Raw genomic sequence first — 14,846 nt, 5'->3', positions numbered from 1 at the left:
TCTTTCCTTTCACAATAAAATTCGTCTTCTTTTGCAAAATACTAGAATTTAGAATCTCTTACCAAGATTCTATCTTTTATTCTAGATTTTAAATTTTTATAGAATCTAGATTCTATAAATTCTTAGAATCTTTTTGTTTAGATTTTATAGAATCTATGTTTTTCAACAAAACGATTTTAGATTCTATTTTACACATTGCGCAAAAAAGTGCATATCCCCCACCCCGCGCCCCCTTTGCAAAAAAAAGCAGCCGCTTTTTTTTCTAAAAGGGGGCGAGCCCCGCTTATCTGTCGCTTTGCAAAAAAGCAGCGGACGCACTTCTGCGTCCTTAACCTGCTTTTTTGCACTGTGCGACAGGCGGGACTCACAAGGTTTCGTGCTTCGCACTTTTTTATTAATTGTCGAGCTACGCTCGACGTTCTTTTTTTTGTTTGCTTCTTGAGATTCTAAAAATTTATAGAATCTAGATTCTATATTTCGTCATTGCGAGACGAAGTCGAAGCAATCCATACAACACAAAATAGTTTGCCACGATTTGCTACGCAAATCTCGCAATGACAAGTTAGATTCCATAACTTTTATAGAATCTAATTCATATCCACAAGCCCTTGTGGCTCAACCTTTTCATAACTATCGCTATCAATAGAATCCGAATAGCCAAGCTGTGCGCCCGGATACTCCATCATTTTCCAGCCCTGCATATTCAAATTCCCTTTATAAATCGGGTCAGCTAATACGCCAGCCATAGTCATATCACGCAAAAGTGTGAAAAATTCCTTGCTAGAAATGCCCGGCACAACGCCTTTATTTGCTTCAAAGTCCTTTAAGATTCTATCTTTTTGACTATCATCAATATCAGCAAAGCCCTTTTGGAACGCCTTTTGCGCGGTATCCTCCAGTGCGTGAATACCTAGCAAGAAAATATCGCGGCGATACATCGGCGATTGATAGCCATACTCCGCTTTAGCCGCGCGAAAAGGTCCTTGCATATACTCACGCGCGTTAAATCCATACGCACCAGCGAGCTGATTATCAATGAAAAAAGGCACTTCAAGCTCAATCGCGCCAGGTCCGCTCTCATCTTTTGGATAAATTCGCTCGCACGCCGCGCTAAGCACGTCAAATTCAAGCTGCTGCTGAAAAAACATTCGCCCACGCACATTCACCGCCGGCGGACAAGTGTTACTAGATTCCACACTGCTAGAACTTGCATCGGCTAGATTCGTAACATTTGCATTAGAATCTGCACTAGCCACGTTTTTAGAGCCGTGATTATGACTATGCGCACTTGCTAGATTTGAGCTAAGAGCCGCGCCCCCAGCCAAAAGGCTAATCTTAAAAAAATTCCGCCTATTTATCACCTTATCATCCATCCTAAATTCCTTATAATAATTTTCGCAATGAAATTTTACAACTAGATTCATTAACCAAAAAAAACATCACACATTTTTTCCAAATTTTCCACCACAAAAGTAACTTTTTGAAACACTCCAAAACAAAATCATTACCATTCGAAACAAGATAATATTATTTTTTAAAACATATAAAACAAAACAATATGTCGAACTTAAGAAAAATTATCGCGGGATTACATTATTTTGTATCAAATAAAAAATAAAATAGATATAAGAATTACATAAAATCTATTCATAAATTTAAATTCTATCTTATTTATTCACACACTTATGATTTTTGATAAAACCATCATAAAAATCCTTGATTTCCTCTAATGCGGGGCGCATAATCTCTGGCTCTTTGCTAAGGGCGATGCGAACATAGCCTATGCCGCCGTCATTTCGCCCTAGATAGCTGCCCGGAAGTGCGATGTGTCCGCTCTTTTCAAACAGCTCCTTGCAAAAAAGCTCGTCATTAAAAAGCTGATTTTCATTCAAATGTATCTCGTTGCAATCCTGCACCTTCAGCCACAGATAAAATGTGTAAGGAAAAATGTTACAATTTGTAAAAATCTCGCTTGCAATTTCCAAATTTTTCGCAAATTTCTGGCGGATAATCTCGGCATATTTGCTATCGCCCCAGCCACTCGCAGCCGCACGTTGCAGGGTTAAAGGCATAGAAATGCCAAGATAAGTGCGAAAAACCTTGTAGGAAGATAGAATCTTACTATCACCAGCGATAAAACCGCTACGCAGCCCGGGCGCAGACAAGCGTTTTGAAATCGAATTAATCGCAAAAACATTCTTAAAATCCTTATTCCCCACCTTGATACTAGCCTGCAAAATGCTAGCCGGCGCGGATTTCGTCCACACCTCGCTATAACATTCATCATTAATGAGAATGAAATCAAATTTTAACGCCATCTTAACCCACTCTGCCAACTCATCCACGCTCAAAGCCTGTCCGGTCGGGTTATTCGGCGAGTTTAAAATCACCATATCCACATTTTTGGCGTCCTCATCGCTAAGATAGGGCTTGTAGTCGTTGTATTCGGTAAGCGGCATGTAAATCGCTTGGGCGTTATTTGCGATTTGCGCGCCCTCATAGATTTGATAAAAGGGGTTGGGGAACGCCATAAGCGGAGAAGTTTTTTTATTTTCTAGGAAAATAAACTGCGGAAAATTAAACAACACTTCGCGTGAGCCAAAAGTTGGAATGATATTTGCGGGGCTTAAATCTAGCTTAAATCTCTGCTTTACAAACGCGATTTGAGATTCTATCAAATCCTCTTGCAAAGTGGGATAAAACCGCGTTAGCTCCGCATTTTCCTTGATAGAATCTATCACACTTTTTGGGGCTTTGAAACCGGGCTCACCGATGCTTAAATTTAGCCCCTCTTTTTTGGGCGTAGAATCTTTTAATAACGCACGTAGCCGCTCGAATGGATAAGGCATAAATTTCATTTTTCACCTCGATGTCATTTTTGGGTTTATTGTTTATACGATTGAAAAATAAGATTTTCTCAATAAAATTCTACCACAAAATATCGAATCTTATATTTTGTGAAACTTAAAATTGCATTAATTATAAATTTTTGTAAATCAATAAATAAAATTGCATAAATATTCTTAACTTAGGAGAAACGAAACCATAGATTGTAAGATTATTATTCTTAAAGTAAGCTGAAATTATTAGAATCTAGCAAATTTAATTCATAGATTCTATGCTATAATTAGCATTTTTTAGAATTTATAATAATTTAAAGGCTATAATTTGCAACGCAAAGCACGGATATTACTTTACTTTTTTTTATTTTTTGGCATATTTGCGACACTTTTCACATCACAAACGCTAAGCGCCGCGCCCACAGATAGCCAATACAAAGTAAATGGCGTCCCCATCCCGCAAGTCGATTTAAGCATAAATCCGCCCAGCACGCCAACGCAATTAGTCACCACGCTAAACATCGTAATCCTGCTAACCTTGCTAGTCCTTGCGCCATCATTGCTACTTATGATGACAAGTTTCACGCGCATTTTAATCGTTTTAGGCTTCCTTCGCACAGCGCTCGGCACACAGCAAAGCCCGCCCACGCAGATTTTAGTAAGCCTAGCCTTAATCCTAACATTTTTCATCATGGAGCCAGTCGTGCAGGACGCCTACAACAAGGGCATAAAGCCCTACATCGCCGAAGAAATCGGTTATGAGCAAGCATTCGAAGACACCATCCGCCCATTCAAACGCTTTATGCTATTAAACACGCGTCACAGCGACATTGCGTTGTTTTACAAAATAAGAAACGAAACCCCCCCACAGCTAACCAACATCAACACGCAAGATGACCTACTAAAAGTCACCGACAGCATAAGCCTAGCCATACTCGTGCCATCATTTATGATAAGCGAACTCAAAACCGCTTTTCAAATCGGCTTCCTACTTTATCTGCCCTTTTTGGTTATTGATATGGTAATCGCAAGTGTCCTAATGTCAATGGGTATGATGATGCTCCCCCCTGTAATGATTTCCTTGCCTTTTAAGATTCTAATATTTGTGCTAGTCGATGGCTTTAACCTACTAGCGTGGAATCTTGTGCGTAGTTTTAGTTATACAAGTGGTTAGTTCAAATATTCACGCACAATTTACCTATGCATATTTACAGCAAGAATTTAATAGTAATGGATGGTTAATAAAAGCGTCTTTTAACGCGTCTTTTTGCGTGTTTCAAATCATTGATAGCTTGAAAATATAGATTTATTTTTAAAAGTTTTTGCTGAAAGTTACAGAAACAATCCTATTTTACGTGATATGCACGAATATACTTTGATTTTTTCTAAAGGTAATAAAAGATTCTATAAGTAAAGAAAATTTTATAAAATGGAATTCTATTTGGCATTTTAACGCTGTGAGTGCGAAAAAATAGCCCAAAAATAATTACACTCTATCTACTAACTCTACGCTCTCTAACTCCTAACGAGATAAAACTCATAGAATCTAAATAACATTAAATTTACATACTCATCTCATACATCCGTTTGCGTTGGCTGCTGCCTAAGATTCCTAGTTGTTTGCGATATTTTGTGATGGTTCTACGCACCATTTTTAGCTCAAATTTTTTCTCAATTAATTCTAGAATCTTAATATCGCTCAAAGGCTTTTGCTTATTCTCATTTTTTATCAAATCATTCAAAAAGTCCTTAATGCTCGCATTTGACGTATCGCCATCAATTGCCGTTGTAAAAAAGCTTTTGATAGGGAAAATGCCACGATTGCACTCTAAAAATTTATTCGCAATAGCCCGCGAAATCGTGCTAGGCGAGTGCCCAAACTCATCGGCTAAATCCTTTAACTTCATAGGCTTAATCTCGCCGCCTGTAAAAAAATCATACTGATACTCAATAATCATAAGCCCGATTTTACGAATGGTCGCGCGCCGCATATCAAGGGCATCCACAAGGTCGCGTGCCTCTTTCATTTTGGTCTTAAAATAAGAATCTTGCTCGACATTTTTCAAGGTCGGCTTCTCAATAATCATACTAGGATAGTAGCTCTCATTCAAGGACAGCTCGATATTATTGTCCTCTTGTGTGATAATAATATCAGCTATCACCACGCTAGAATCTTCTTGATAATCAAGGCTAGGAATGCGGCGAAATTTCTTAATCACATTCATAATTTTTTCATAATTTTTATACTTTTTGAATTTGACATGATTTTCAAGATTTTTAATAATCTGCAAGGCAATGTCATAATCCTGCCCCTCTAAATCACTCACATCAAGCTGGAAAATAAGGCTCTCCTCAAAGTCCTTAGCCCCGATACCGCTAGGCTCTAAATGGCAGAATCTCTTTCTTATTTTCTCGACTTCTTCAGGGCTAGATTCTATATTTTTCTCTTTTAGTGCGTTTAGAAATTCATCCATATCGACATTAAAAAAGCCCTCATTATCAAGGCTATACACGATTTCTAAGGCAATATCTTGGCTTCTTTGCGTTGGGAAAAGTGGCGGTGCGATTTGCTCTTCTAGCGTCTCCATTAAGCCCTTTTCATAGATTGTAAGCAGCTCGATTTTATCGCCGATTGAGTTTTTAGGATTGTGCAAACCACGCGTGTTGTTTTTTGCTTGACTTGTTTTTTCTTGCAGACTTTGGGTGAAACCAGATTCTATATTTAGGCACGGATTATCCTCGCTAATCTTACTAAGGGTCTCTTCTAGCTCATTTATGGGGCTTTGCAGGATGGGCAGCCAGCTTTTTAGCGTGGAAGATAGCTTAGTTTTCGTAGCGATGTTTTGTCGTAATGTAGCCATTTTTATTTTTTTATCCTTAAATTTCTTTAGAATCTTGTCCTTAAATTTGGAATTGTAGCAAAAAATGTTTTAAGATTAGAGTTTATATAATTAGATTCTAAACTTTTATAGAATTTACTTTATGCTTACCAAAATATTATATTCTTTTTATAATTAAAGTTGCCTGATTATAGTGCATTAGATTTAAAAATACTAAGGAAAATTTGTTATAATTTCTATAGGAACACATAAATTCAAGTTGAAAGGTTTGTAATGAAAAAGTTGGTGGTGTTGTTTAGTATTTTTATGCTTTGTTCGCAATGTTTTTTTGCAGTAGATTCTAAGCATATTAAGGATTCAGAATCTAAAAAAGATTATAAGAATAAGCAAGTGATTATCGTGCATGGTTTTGCGGCAAATGCCGATAAACACTGGTTTAAATGGCTTAAAAATGAACTAGAAAAAAACAATAGTGTAAATGTGAAAGTTCTAAATATGCCAAATAGTGAAAATCCAAATTTGCAAGAATGGTTAAATACATTAAAAAATGAAGTGCAAAATTTGGATGAAAATACTTATTTTGTGGGGCATTCACTAGGTTGTATTACTATTTTGCGATATTTAGAGAATCTAGATTCTAAAAACTCTAAAAATTTTAAGGGTAAAATTGGAGGTGTTTTTTTAGTTAGTGGTTTTTATGAAAGTTTGCAAATACTACCACAGCTTGATAGTTTTACAAAACCTACTTTAGATTTTAGTAAGGTTAATTCTAGAGTAAAAACTGCTTTTGTATTTTCAGCTAGAAATGACGAAATCGTCCCTACCACTTTAAGTCAGAATCTAGCGACAAAACTGCAGGCAATATTCATTCAAACACCTACGGGCAAACACTTTATGGATAGAGAAGGTGTTAATACTATGCCACTACTTTACGATATAATCATAGATTCTATAAATAATTAACAATTTATGATTTCAATATAGAATCTAGCGCGCGAATATCCTCATAACTTGTAGAATCTAGCTGCATAGGTGTAAGCGAAATATAGCCCTGATTTATCGCCTCAAAGTCGCTAATAATGCCTAAATCACGTAGGTTGTAGGGCGTGGCATTAAAATAAGGATTGTTTGCATTATCACGCTCATGATACCTAAAAGGATTCATTGCCATGTAGTTGAAAGTGTGTCTGCGTGGGCTTTCATACACGCTAAGAGCGCCATTAAAAAGCCGATAGCCAAGCTGGGTCACACGCACGCCCTTGCACGCACTAGCCGCAATTGCAGGGACATTCACATTCAAAAACTTCCTGTGCTTAATTTCATACTTGCCACTTAGAATCTTGCTAGCCAAATCCACGATAAAGTCGAGCGCCAAGCTAAAATCGCGGCTTTGCGTCTTAAAATCCTCGCTAAAATCATCATTGATAAACTGCGAAATCGCAATGCTAGGAATGCCGTGAATTGCGCCCTCCATAGCCCCCGCGACCGTGCCAGAATATGTAGTGTCCTCGCCCATATTCGAGCCGATATTTATACCAGAAATGACAAGGTCGGGCTTAGTAGGTAAATTATGATTTTTAGAACTTTCAGTGGCTTTAGATTCTAAATTATGGATATTTTTGCTTTTATTAGATTCTATACTTTTGGCGTTTTTAAAATCTTGATTTGCATCGTGCGTATCAAAATTAAAAAGTCGCCGCATTCCTACATACACGCAATCGCTAGGGTTTCCATCATCTAGTTTGTAAAAATCATTCTCAACTTTGATTAGCTCTAAGGGCTTTTGCACGCTTAAGCCATGCCCACATGCTGATTTCTCATTTGCTGGGGCTACTGCAATCACTCGCGCAATTTTACTAAGAGCGTCTCTTAGCTCAATAAAACCCTTGCTAATGTAGCCATCATCGTTTGTAATAAAGATTATTTTTTTATTTTTTGACATTTTTGTCCTTTTAGTTAAAAATATTTTAAACCCATAAGTGTAGCTAAAAAATTTAAAATTATTTTTTATGAAAGCGTAAAAAACTTATAGAAAAACTAATATTTAACATCCAACTTAGGATTAGTATATAACTTCACATTTGGTTTATTTTGCAAATAGTTTTTTATCATATTGTGTTGCATATTTTCATTTATTTTTTCAATGCTAGATTCTGTAAAATCTTTATTTTTATATAATTTGCCATTTTTATCTTGCGGTTGTTTTATAGAATCTAGATTCTCAAAATTATTGATTATTGCAATGTAGTAATAAGCGATTTTGGTTATAAGCCGATTGCCGATTTTGTGTATATCATCGTTTTCATAAATATCCGCTTGTATTTGATGGATAATTTCCCCTGTGTCAATGCCACTATCCATATACATAAAGGTCGCACCAACATATTGCAATTCATTATTTACAAAAGGGAAAAAGTTAGTCCCACTCCCACGATAATATGGCGACAAGCCTAAATGCACATTTAAGATTCTATGTTTAAAGGCATTTAGCAAAGGCTCCTTAATAATGCTACATCCATACGCGATAATCAAATCAGGATTTAGAGAAATTATAGAATCTATATGTTTTTGCTCATTTATTTCGTTTTTTTGTATAAAAATGGGATTTGAATAATCAGGAGTAAGTTTAACAAATGGCTCAAAAAAATCTTTTTCGCTTAAGTCTCGATATTTCAAATGCTCTTGCTGAATCTTGCTTGTAGCATACTCATAAATTCTATTGCTATGCGTTTCGCAGTAGCTTTTTAGCACTTTTATATTGCTATTTAATGCGGTTGCCTTTCGCATAAATGTGTGTCGCAAACTATCACTTGTTAAAATTACGATTTGTTTCATTTTTTACCTTTTTGTTTTATGAGTAATAGAATCTGTTACTTTTCGTAATCTTATTTTTTTATGCAGCTTAGATTCTATACATTGCGTTAAATGTGTGTTTAATAAGCTAGATTCTATTGAAAAATTATGATTTTTTTATATTTATATGTGAAAAATTATGATTTTTTTATATTTATATGTGAAAAATTATCACAATATAATATTTATTGCAAATAAAATCTAAATTTTAAGAAAACTTTAAGAAATATTGCAATATAGTAGTAATACTTTAATCATAAATAAAGGAGAAAAAATGAGAATTTCAAAATGGTTAATGAATGGTTTGGCTTTGTGTGCTATTAGCACTCCGCTTAGTGCTTTGGAAGTGTATAACAACGAGGAAAAAGGGGCTAAGGTAGAAGTATATGGAAATATCCGTGGATATATCATGGAAGGTGCTGCGTATCGAAGTCGAAGTATAACTACTGGTGATAATGACACTGGTATAGGTGCTGTTACAAATAGAAACTGGAGTACAGGCTGGAATATGGGGTTGCAAACAAATTCAAGACTTGGAGCTAAATTTACTATCGGTAAGTTTTTAGGGCATATTGAGTTAGGTTTGCAAGAGCCTGGAATCTTAGGCAGTAATAATGATGTAGGCTTTCGTTTAATGTATGGTCAATATACTTTTGGTGATTATGGTAAAGTTACTTTTGGAAAGACAAATACACCTACGGTTGTTACAGGATTTGTGAATGATGTAATGGCTACCGATAATGGTGCGTGGGGATTTGGTGCGTTGCCTATTTCTGTGCGTAAGTTTCAGCTACAATATTCTATCTTTGGTGCAACTATAGCATTAATTGAAGATAACCCAGGGGAATTAACCAAAGTTCTAGCATCTGTAAATACCACTGGGAATCTAAGAAGAAATCTAATGCCTAGAATAGCCCTAGCATACGATTATAAAGGCGGAAGTCTTGAGGCTAAGGCTGGATTATCATATCGATACATTAACGCCACAGTGGCAAATGGTAGCGGAACAAACTCTTTTCATATCCTAGCAGCTGGAAAATATCATCTTTTAAATAAAAAATTGTATATATCAGCTATTGCTCACTATGGCTATAATGCTAATGAAGAACGTGTAGTGGGATATATGGGTGGATATAATCACGCAGCTATAAATAGCTATACTAATCTTGCATTATTTTCAAATATAAATGTTATAGGTGTGTATGCAGAAGGTGGATATGCCTTAAATGACAAAATATCTCTTAGAGTAGGAGCTGGATTTCAAACCGCTTTTGACAAATACAATACAGCTAATAACGCACAAACAATATCAACAAACATAACAAGCTATATGGTAATGGCTAACCTACCTGTAAAAGTAAATCAATACATAACTTTAACACCACATATAGGATATTATGGCACAGGTGTATCTAATAATGTTTCTGTTAATGCAAATAACACAAGCACAGATACACCACTATCGCTAGGTGGGTTTGCAGCATTAGTTAGAGCAGAGTTTAATTTTTAGGGTTCAAGATTCTATAATTTCTTTAGAATTTTATCTATATATAGAATCTCTAAAATCTATATACAATTTCGACCTGCCAACCATAAGGAAAACTTTTATTTATGGCATTATACATATTTAATGAAGTAGTATCTACGCTACTTGCTATACTAATATCATAGTAAAATAAATATGTAAAAAATCCTCCTAAAGTAATATTAGAAAAATTATATTCTAACCCAATCTTAGAGCCAAAAAAATATATAGCCGTTATATCTGTATTTAACGGCATGTAAGGATATATTGATGTATCATTTACTTCACTATATTTTTCTGGCACCAATATATTTAGTATTAATCCTATCTTAAAGGCAAGTCCCACATTATTACCGAAAGGAAAATAATACCCCGTAAGCTGTTCTAGATATAATGAGTAATCATAATCGCTTGTTAGTACATTCGCTCCAAAACCAAGTCTTGTATCACTAAGAAAATGTAGAGTGTGTCCAATATACTGATAAGAGCCAAAAATACTTACAGAACCCATATTTACATTAGTTTTTATATTTGCATTTCTATATGGATAACTTGTTTCTTTTACATCCCATACGCCACTTGCCTGCAATATATCAAATGCAATGCCAATACCAAATGTAGCTCCAAGCATAACATTATGTTTTATTGTTTTAGAATCTTGTGGCATATTATTATCACTAAATTCTTTATTTGTTGTAGGTATAGCGGCATAACACATATTAATAAGGCATAATAAAATAATTTTTTTCACTATAAACCTTCTATTATCAGTCATTTCGCTATCACGTCTTAAACTTCGATATGGAATCTTCTAGCATTTGTGCCTTTTGCGTCATATCATTTACGACATTTTGTATGTTGTGTCCTACATTTTGGTTGCTTGAGCTAAAGCGTGTGATTGTTTCCATCATCTTATTTAAATCTTTTATGTGATGTGCGATGGCATTGCTTATTTCTTGCAAAGACAACGAATTATCCTTTGTAACCTGCAATTTTTGCTTTGTGTTATTTGCATGTTCGATTAGCGGGGCGGTTTTGTCGGTTATTTCGTGCATTTTTGTCGTTACATTTGATATGGTTTGCTGCACGTCAGCGACACTTTGAGTTACTAGATTCACATTTGAGCCGATTTCTTCTAAAGACTTTTGCGTTCGTTGGGCTAATTGCTTTACTTGGTCGGCTACTACGGCGAAACTCCTGCCATACTCCCCAGCTCTTGCGGCTTCTATTGCTGCATTTAGCGCTAACACATTTGTTTGCTCGCTAATATCTTTGATTAATGCCAAAATCGAGCGGATATTATTCGCATTTTCACTCAAATGGTCCATATTTGTGATGACTTGCTCTTGCTCGCTAGCAGATTCTGTGATTAGATTTATAGAATCTTGCAAATTCCCCACAAATTCATCTAAGATATTTCCCGTTTCTGTAATGTCATTAATTGTCTGCTGTGTCGTGCTTTCCACCACATTTATTTGATTATCAATATCTTGGGTAAGTGTGCTAACCTTATCCACGACTACAAATTGCTCATCGCTATTTTTACTTAGAATCTGTGCTATTTCATTTAGCTGCAGACAAGTTAGCGTATTTTCTTCACTCACGCCTTTGCTTAGGGCGATTGTATTTTGTATTGTTTCGATAAATTTATTGACATAAAGGGACGTTGTGCCGATTTCATCTTGGCTTTTTATTTTTATACGTTTTGTTAAATCGCCACTGCCGCCCTCTGTCAGCTCTTGCGCCATCCCTTTTAGTTGATTTAGCGGTGTAACTAGCTCTTTATTAAAGAAAAAGTAAAGGGCGACAAGGGCAAGGATGCTTGCAATCACCATAGTAATTAGCAAATAATGCTGCGTTTCATCAATTTGGTCATAAGTGCTAGCAAGCGAAATCTTTAGCTCTAAGACGCCTAAAACATCATCTGGCTTGGCATTTGCGTGGCATTGCATACAAGTCTCATTTGCAATCAAAGGCTTATGCAGCACAAAGCCCTCTATTGACTTATCCTCCACAATACTAGCCTGTTTAGATTCAAAGATTCTAATAATATCAGCGCGTGTAGTCTGCTTTTCATCAGGGCTATAAATCTCATTTACAATATTGCTACGAAAAATGCTAACGCCCTGCACGCCCTCAATCTCGCCTGCTTGCTTTAGCCCAGCATCCATTATCTCTCTATCGCCAAAGTTCATCGACATTCGCACGGTTTGGAATATAGAATCTCCTAGCATATTTGCAATGCTTATGCCCTCTTTTTGCGCGACCTTGTCATAGCCATTTGAGATAATCACATACAGCCCACTAAAGCCAAAGATAATGAAAATAAAAAGCGTAAATAACACCTTAGCCCTAAAAGTCTTTAACATACACTACCTTTTACATTTTTGTGATTGTATATTATACTAGAATCTAGCTTTTTAGTTTATATTTTTTAATTTAGAATCTTGTAAGGGAAAATGCAAAATAGATTCCAAAGTTTATAAATTTTTATAATTTAAATCTTAAAGACTTATAAGTTTTGTTTTATATTGTGCTTTACATTTATTGAATTTTCTTAAATTTTATCATTTTTTTCTCAAAATTAAACTTTCTTTAAAAAAGAAAAGGATAAAATAAAGGTTTAGCAAAATATGCAATTTTGACCCATAAGATTCTATAATCTTAGAATCTAAAAGCAAATTAGATTCTATAAACTTAGAACTAAGCAGAATCTTAAGAGTAAAAATGTAGAAAAAGGCGAGTTTTTTTAGGAAAATTTTCGCATTTTTAGCATTTTGTCATACTTTTTGCTAGTAGATTCTAATATTGTTGTTTTGCGAGATTTCACTTTAAAGGGAGAGAGTATGTTATTAGCTTGGGATGATAAGTATAGTGTGAATAATTACCTGATTGATGAGCAGCATAAGAAGCTTTTTGAGCTGGCAAATATGGCTGATAATATGATAGGCAAGCAGACGAACCCAACTGAGATTAAGAAAATGTTGGCGGCGCTTTTTGAGTATATGCGGACGCATTTTAGCGATGAGGAGGAGTATATGCGTAGCATTCAATACCCGATGCTTGAGAGCCATCAAGAAAAGCACAAGCACATCGTTAGCGAAATGACAAACCTTGTGAAAAATATGGGCTATGATTTTAAGCAAAAGCTTGTGATTATCATGGAGCAGTGGCTGCTAAATCACATTTTGAAAGATGATATGGGCTATGCGCGATATGTCGAGGAGATGAACCAGGAGCGGGCAAAAGCCGCTGCGAGTGCGAAAAAGGATGACGCCCCGACAAATACGCAGCATAATGATATGCTAAAAAAGGCGGTTATGGAGCCAAAGCAAAAGCAAGCCCCAGCAAAGCAAAAGCAAAAAATGCACATGTATACCTGCCTGTGCGGGAAAACATACAATATCGCTCCTGAAATCCACGCTAAGATTCAAGCAGGCGAGGGTGTGAAATGCCCTGACTGCACGACTTTTATTAAGTATATTACGGATATTGAGGCGTAGGTTTGTGTGGGTTAGAATCTAGATTCAAAGTTATCAAGAAAAATCTATTTTTGGTATATCCTAGCGCATTTTAGGGAGTGTTATGCCCTTTTGATATTGATATTTCCCGCTTTTATCTTTGTAGCTTTGCTCGCACACGCTATCGCCGCTAAAGAAAAGCACTTGAGCTATGCCCTCGTTTGAGTAAATCTTAGCTGGAAGTGGCGTGGTATTTGAGATTTCAATAGTTATATGCCCCTCAAACTCTGGCTCAAAAGGCGTCACATTCACAATAATGCCACACCTAGCATACGTGCTTTTGCCTAGACAAATACAAAGCACATCACGCGGTATGCGAAAATACTCAATGGTGCGCGCCAACGCAAAAGAGTTCGGCGGGACAATGCAGTAGCCAGTATCGCTAGTATCGACCTGCACGACATTTTTCTCATCAAATTTCTTAGGGTCGACAAGCGTGGCGCCGATATTTGTGAATATCATAAACTCATTTCCCACGCGAATATCATAGCCATAACTTGACAAGCCAAAGCTAACCACGCCTTTAGCTATTTGGCTATCCACAAAAGGCTCAATCATCCCGTGCTGCACGCTATTTTCTCGTATCCAAGTATCACTTTTTAAGCCCATTTTTTCTCCTTTTTAGAATCTATATTGTAGCTAAGATTCTATGAGATTTATTTCATCTTGGGTTAAGTTGTAGAGTTGGTAGATTAGTTGGTCTAGTTTAGATTCTAAAGAATTTATAGAATCTTGTTTAGATTCTAAGTGCAATATTATTTATACACATCTTTTCTATGAGCGATTTTTACAACATATATGATTTTTTCACTATCTTGCAAGTCACAGATTATACGATAACTGCCAACTCTATATCGCAAAACCACTTAGATTATTTACTAAAGCTTTGCCTTTACTGCGTGGATTTTCAAGCTTTTCTAACTCTAAAATAAAAGATTTTATACTTTTTTGGGTATTAGAATCTAGCTTTTTAAACTGCTTTTGGGCGTCTTTGTCAAATAAAATTTCATAAGCCATTAAATACCCATTTGCTTAAATAATTCACTTGATTTTACGCACTCATTTTTGTTGCGATTATTTCTAGCATTTAGGGCATTTTTGTAGTCTTGCATATCTTGTAAATATTCTTGCAAATATTCTAAAACAGCCTCTTTAGCGACATCTTCACTGCTTTTATTTTGCTCTTTTGCAATGTGTGACAATTGCTCTCTTGCTTCCTTTGATAGATTTAGTGTCATATTATTTCCTTTATAGAATTCTTTTATTG

The 14,846-nt window shown here is 35.8% G+C and carries 16 protein-coding genes; 4 read left to right on the top strand and 12 right to left on the bottom strand.

Annotated features, from left to right (window positions below; all coding sequences use genetic code 11):
• Positions 1-183: 183 nt before the first annotated feature.
• The 3 genes from LS64_RS06170 to LS64_RS06160 all read right to left on the bottom strand — a co-directional run bounded on the left by LS64_RS06170 (position 184) and on the right by LS64_RS06160 (position 2,858).
• On the bottom strand, positions 184-387 hold the full coding sequence (locus LS64_RS06170; protein WP_138127273.1) for a hypothetical protein: 204 nt from the start codon (positions 385-387) through the stop codon (positions 184-186).
• A gap of 200 nt (positions 388-587) precedes the next feature.
• Positions 588-1,373 carry a gluconate 2-dehydrogenase subunit 3 family protein gene (locus LS64_RS06165; RefSeq protein ID WP_034573266.1) on the bottom strand — a complete coding sequence of 262 codons (786 nt, stop codon included), beginning with the start codon at positions 1,371-1,373 and terminating at the stop codon, positions 588-590.
• A gap of 294 nt (positions 1,374-1,667) precedes the next feature.
• A complete protein-coding gene (locus LS64_RS06160) occupies positions 1,668-2,858 on the bottom strand; it encodes a succinyldiaminopimelate transaminase (protein ID WP_034573268.1) in 1,191 nt (396 codons plus the stop codon).
• A gap of 328 nt (positions 2,859-3,186) precedes the next feature.
• Here LS64_RS06160 and fliP point away from each other — a divergent pair, with 328 nt between their 5' ends.
• Positions 3,187-4,014 (top strand): flagellar type III secretion system pore protein FliP, encoded by an 828-nt coding sequence (gene fliP, locus LS64_RS06155; protein WP_081948498.1) that lies wholly within the window; start codon positions 3,187-3,189, stop codon positions 4,012-4,014.
• A 388-nt stretch (positions 4,015-4,402) separates the two neighbouring features.
• Here the strand turns inward: fliP and LS64_RS06150 are convergent, their stop codons facing one another.
• Entirely contained in the window at positions 4,403-5,701 is a 1,299-nt protein-coding gene (locus LS64_RS06150; RefSeq protein WP_034573270.1) for an RNA polymerase factor sigma-54, read from the bottom strand.
• A 252-nt stretch (positions 5,702-5,953) separates the two neighbouring features.
• Between LS64_RS06150 and LS64_RS06145 the strand changes: the two genes are divergently transcribed.
• Complete coding sequence (locus LS64_RS06145) at positions 5,954-6,643, top strand: RBBP9/YdeN family alpha/beta hydrolase (RefSeq protein WP_052062647.1); 690 nt, start codon at positions 5,954-5,956, stop codon at positions 6,641-6,643.
• 4 nt (positions 6,644-6,647) lie between these two features.
• Here the strand turns inward: LS64_RS06145 and surE are convergent, their stop codons facing one another.
• Positions 6,648-7,622: a 5'/3'-nucleotidase SurE gene (gene surE, locus LS64_RS12420; RefSeq protein WP_034573272.1), complete on the bottom strand. Its 975-nt coding sequence runs from the start codon at positions 7,620-7,622 to the stop codon at positions 6,648-6,650.
• A gap of 95 nt (positions 7,623-7,717) precedes the next feature.
• On the bottom strand, positions 7,718-8,515 hold the full coding sequence (locus LS64_RS06135) for a formyltransferase family protein (protein WP_052062648.1): 798 nt from the start codon (positions 8,513-8,515) through the stop codon (positions 7,718-7,720).
• 292 nt (positions 8,516-8,807) lie between these two features.
• On the opposite strand from LS64_RS06135, the gene LS64_RS06130 reads away from it, so the two are divergent.
• The gene (locus tag LS64_RS06130) at positions 8,808-10,043 is read left to right on the top strand and encodes a porin (RefSeq protein ID WP_034573273.1); all 1,236 of its coding nucleotides are present in this window, start codon (positions 8,808-8,810) and stop codon (positions 10,041-10,043) included.
• Positions 10,044-10,092: 49 nt separating this feature from the next.
• Here the strand turns inward: LS64_RS06130 and LS64_RS06125 are convergent, their stop codons facing one another.
• Positions 10,093-10,809 carry a hypothetical protein gene (locus tag LS64_RS06125; RefSeq protein ID WP_034573275.1) on the bottom strand — a complete coding sequence of 239 codons (717 nt, stop codon included), beginning with the start codon at positions 10,807-10,809 and terminating at the stop codon, positions 10,093-10,095.
• A gap of 31 nt (positions 10,810-10,840) precedes the next feature.
• A complete protein-coding gene (locus LS64_RS06120; protein WP_118949223.1) occupies positions 10,841-12,427 on the bottom strand; it encodes a methyl-accepting chemotaxis protein in 1,587 nt (528 codons plus the stop codon).
• A gap of 477 nt (positions 12,428-12,904) precedes the next feature.
• Between LS64_RS06120 and LS64_RS06115 the strand changes: the two genes are divergently transcribed.
• Positions 12,905-13,561 (top strand): bacteriohemerythrin, encoded by a 657-nt coding sequence (locus LS64_RS06115; RefSeq protein ID WP_118949222.1) that lies wholly within the window; start codon positions 12,905-12,907, stop codon positions 13,559-13,561.
• A 60-nt stretch (positions 13,562-13,621) separates the two neighbouring features.
• On the opposite strand, the gene dcd is transcribed toward LS64_RS06115, so the two are convergent.
• The 4 genes from dcd to LS64_RS06100 form a co-directional block, all read right to left on the bottom strand.
• Positions 13,622-14,188, bottom strand: coding sequence for a dCTP deaminase (gene dcd / locus LS64_RS06110; RefSeq protein ID WP_034571159.1), 567 nt, complete (start codon positions 14,186-14,188; stop codon positions 13,622-13,624).
• A 146-nt stretch (positions 14,189-14,334) separates the two neighbouring features.
• Positions 14,335-14,445, bottom strand: a complete 111-nt coding sequence (locus tag LS64_RS13950) for a type II toxin-antitoxin system RelE family toxin (protein WP_419879984.1) — start codon at positions 14,443-14,445, stop codon at positions 14,335-14,337.
• Positions 14,429-14,596 carry a type II toxin-antitoxin system RelE family toxin gene (locus tag LS64_RS12925; RefSeq protein ID WP_202391503.1) on the bottom strand — a complete coding sequence of 56 codons (168 nt, stop codon included), beginning with the start codon at positions 14,594-14,596 and terminating at the stop codon, positions 14,429-14,431. The genes LS64_RS13950 and LS64_RS12925 overlap by 17 nt, the downstream gene beginning before the upstream one ends.
• Positions 14,596-14,817, bottom strand: a complete 222-nt coding sequence (locus LS64_RS06100) for a hypothetical protein (protein WP_034571161.1) — start codon at positions 14,815-14,817, stop codon at positions 14,596-14,598. The genes LS64_RS12925 and LS64_RS06100 overlap by 1 nt, the downstream gene beginning before the upstream one ends.
• Positions 14,818-14,846: the final 29 nt, after the last annotated feature.

Source organism: Helicobacter saguini (genome assembly GCF_000762875.2).
Lineage (GTDB): Bacteria > Campylobacterota > Campylobacteria > Campylobacterales > Helicobacteraceae > Helicobacter_A > Helicobacter_A saguini.
The sequence above is the reverse complement of the archived record's forward strand: the minus strand, read 5'-3'. Positions and strand labels throughout refer to the sequence as shown.

What these genes read in the sequence shown, in the direction of transcription:
- dcd (WP_034571159.1), bottom strand. Translation starts at nt 14,188, where the DNA reads ATGGGCTTAAAAAGTGATACTTGGATACGAGAAAATAGCGTGCAGCAC.
- LS64_RS06160 (WP_034573268.1), bottom strand. Translation starts at nt 2,858, where the DNA reads ATGAAATTTATGCCTTATCCATTCGAGCGGCTACGTGCGTTATTAAAA.
- LS64_RS06115 (WP_118949222.1), top strand. Translation starts at nt 12,905, where the DNA reads ATGTTATTAGCTTGGGATGATAAGTATAGTGTGAATAATTACCTGATT.
- LS64_RS06165 (WP_034573266.1), bottom strand. Translation starts at nt 1,373, where the DNA reads ATGGATGATAAGGTGATAAATAGGCGGAATTTTTTTAAGATTAGCCTT.
- LS64_RS06145 (WP_052062647.1), top strand. Translation starts at nt 5,954, where the DNA reads ATGAAAAAGTTGGTGGTGTTGTTTAGTATTTTTATGCTTTGTTCGCAA.
- LS64_RS06100 (WP_034571161.1), bottom strand. Translation starts at nt 14,817, where the DNA reads ATGACACTAAATCTATCAAAGGAAGCAAGAGAGCAATTGTCACACATT.
- LS64_RS06130 (WP_034573273.1), top strand. Translation starts at nt 8,808, where the DNA reads ATGAGAATTTCAAAATGGTTAATGAATGGTTTGGCTTTGTGTGCTATT.
- LS64_RS06135 (WP_052062648.1), bottom strand. Translation starts at nt 8,515, where the DNA reads ATGAAACAAATCGTAATTTTAACAAGTGATAGTTTGCGACACACATTT.
- surE (WP_034573272.1), bottom strand. Translation starts at nt 7,622, where the DNA reads ATGTCAAAAAATAAAAAAATAATCTTTATTACAAACGATGATGGCTAC.
- LS64_RS06150 (WP_034573270.1), bottom strand. Translation starts at nt 5,701, where the DNA reads ATGGCTACATTACGACAAAACATCGCTACGAAAACTAAGCTATCTTCC.
- LS64_RS12925 (WP_202391503.1), bottom strand. Translation starts at nt 14,596, where the DNA reads ATGGCTTATGAAATTTTATTTGACAAAGACGCCCAAAAGCAGTTTAAA.
- LS64_RS06120 (WP_118949223.1), bottom strand. Translation starts at nt 12,427, where the DNA reads ATGTTAAAGACTTTTAGGGCTAAGGTGTTATTTACGCTTTTTATTTTC.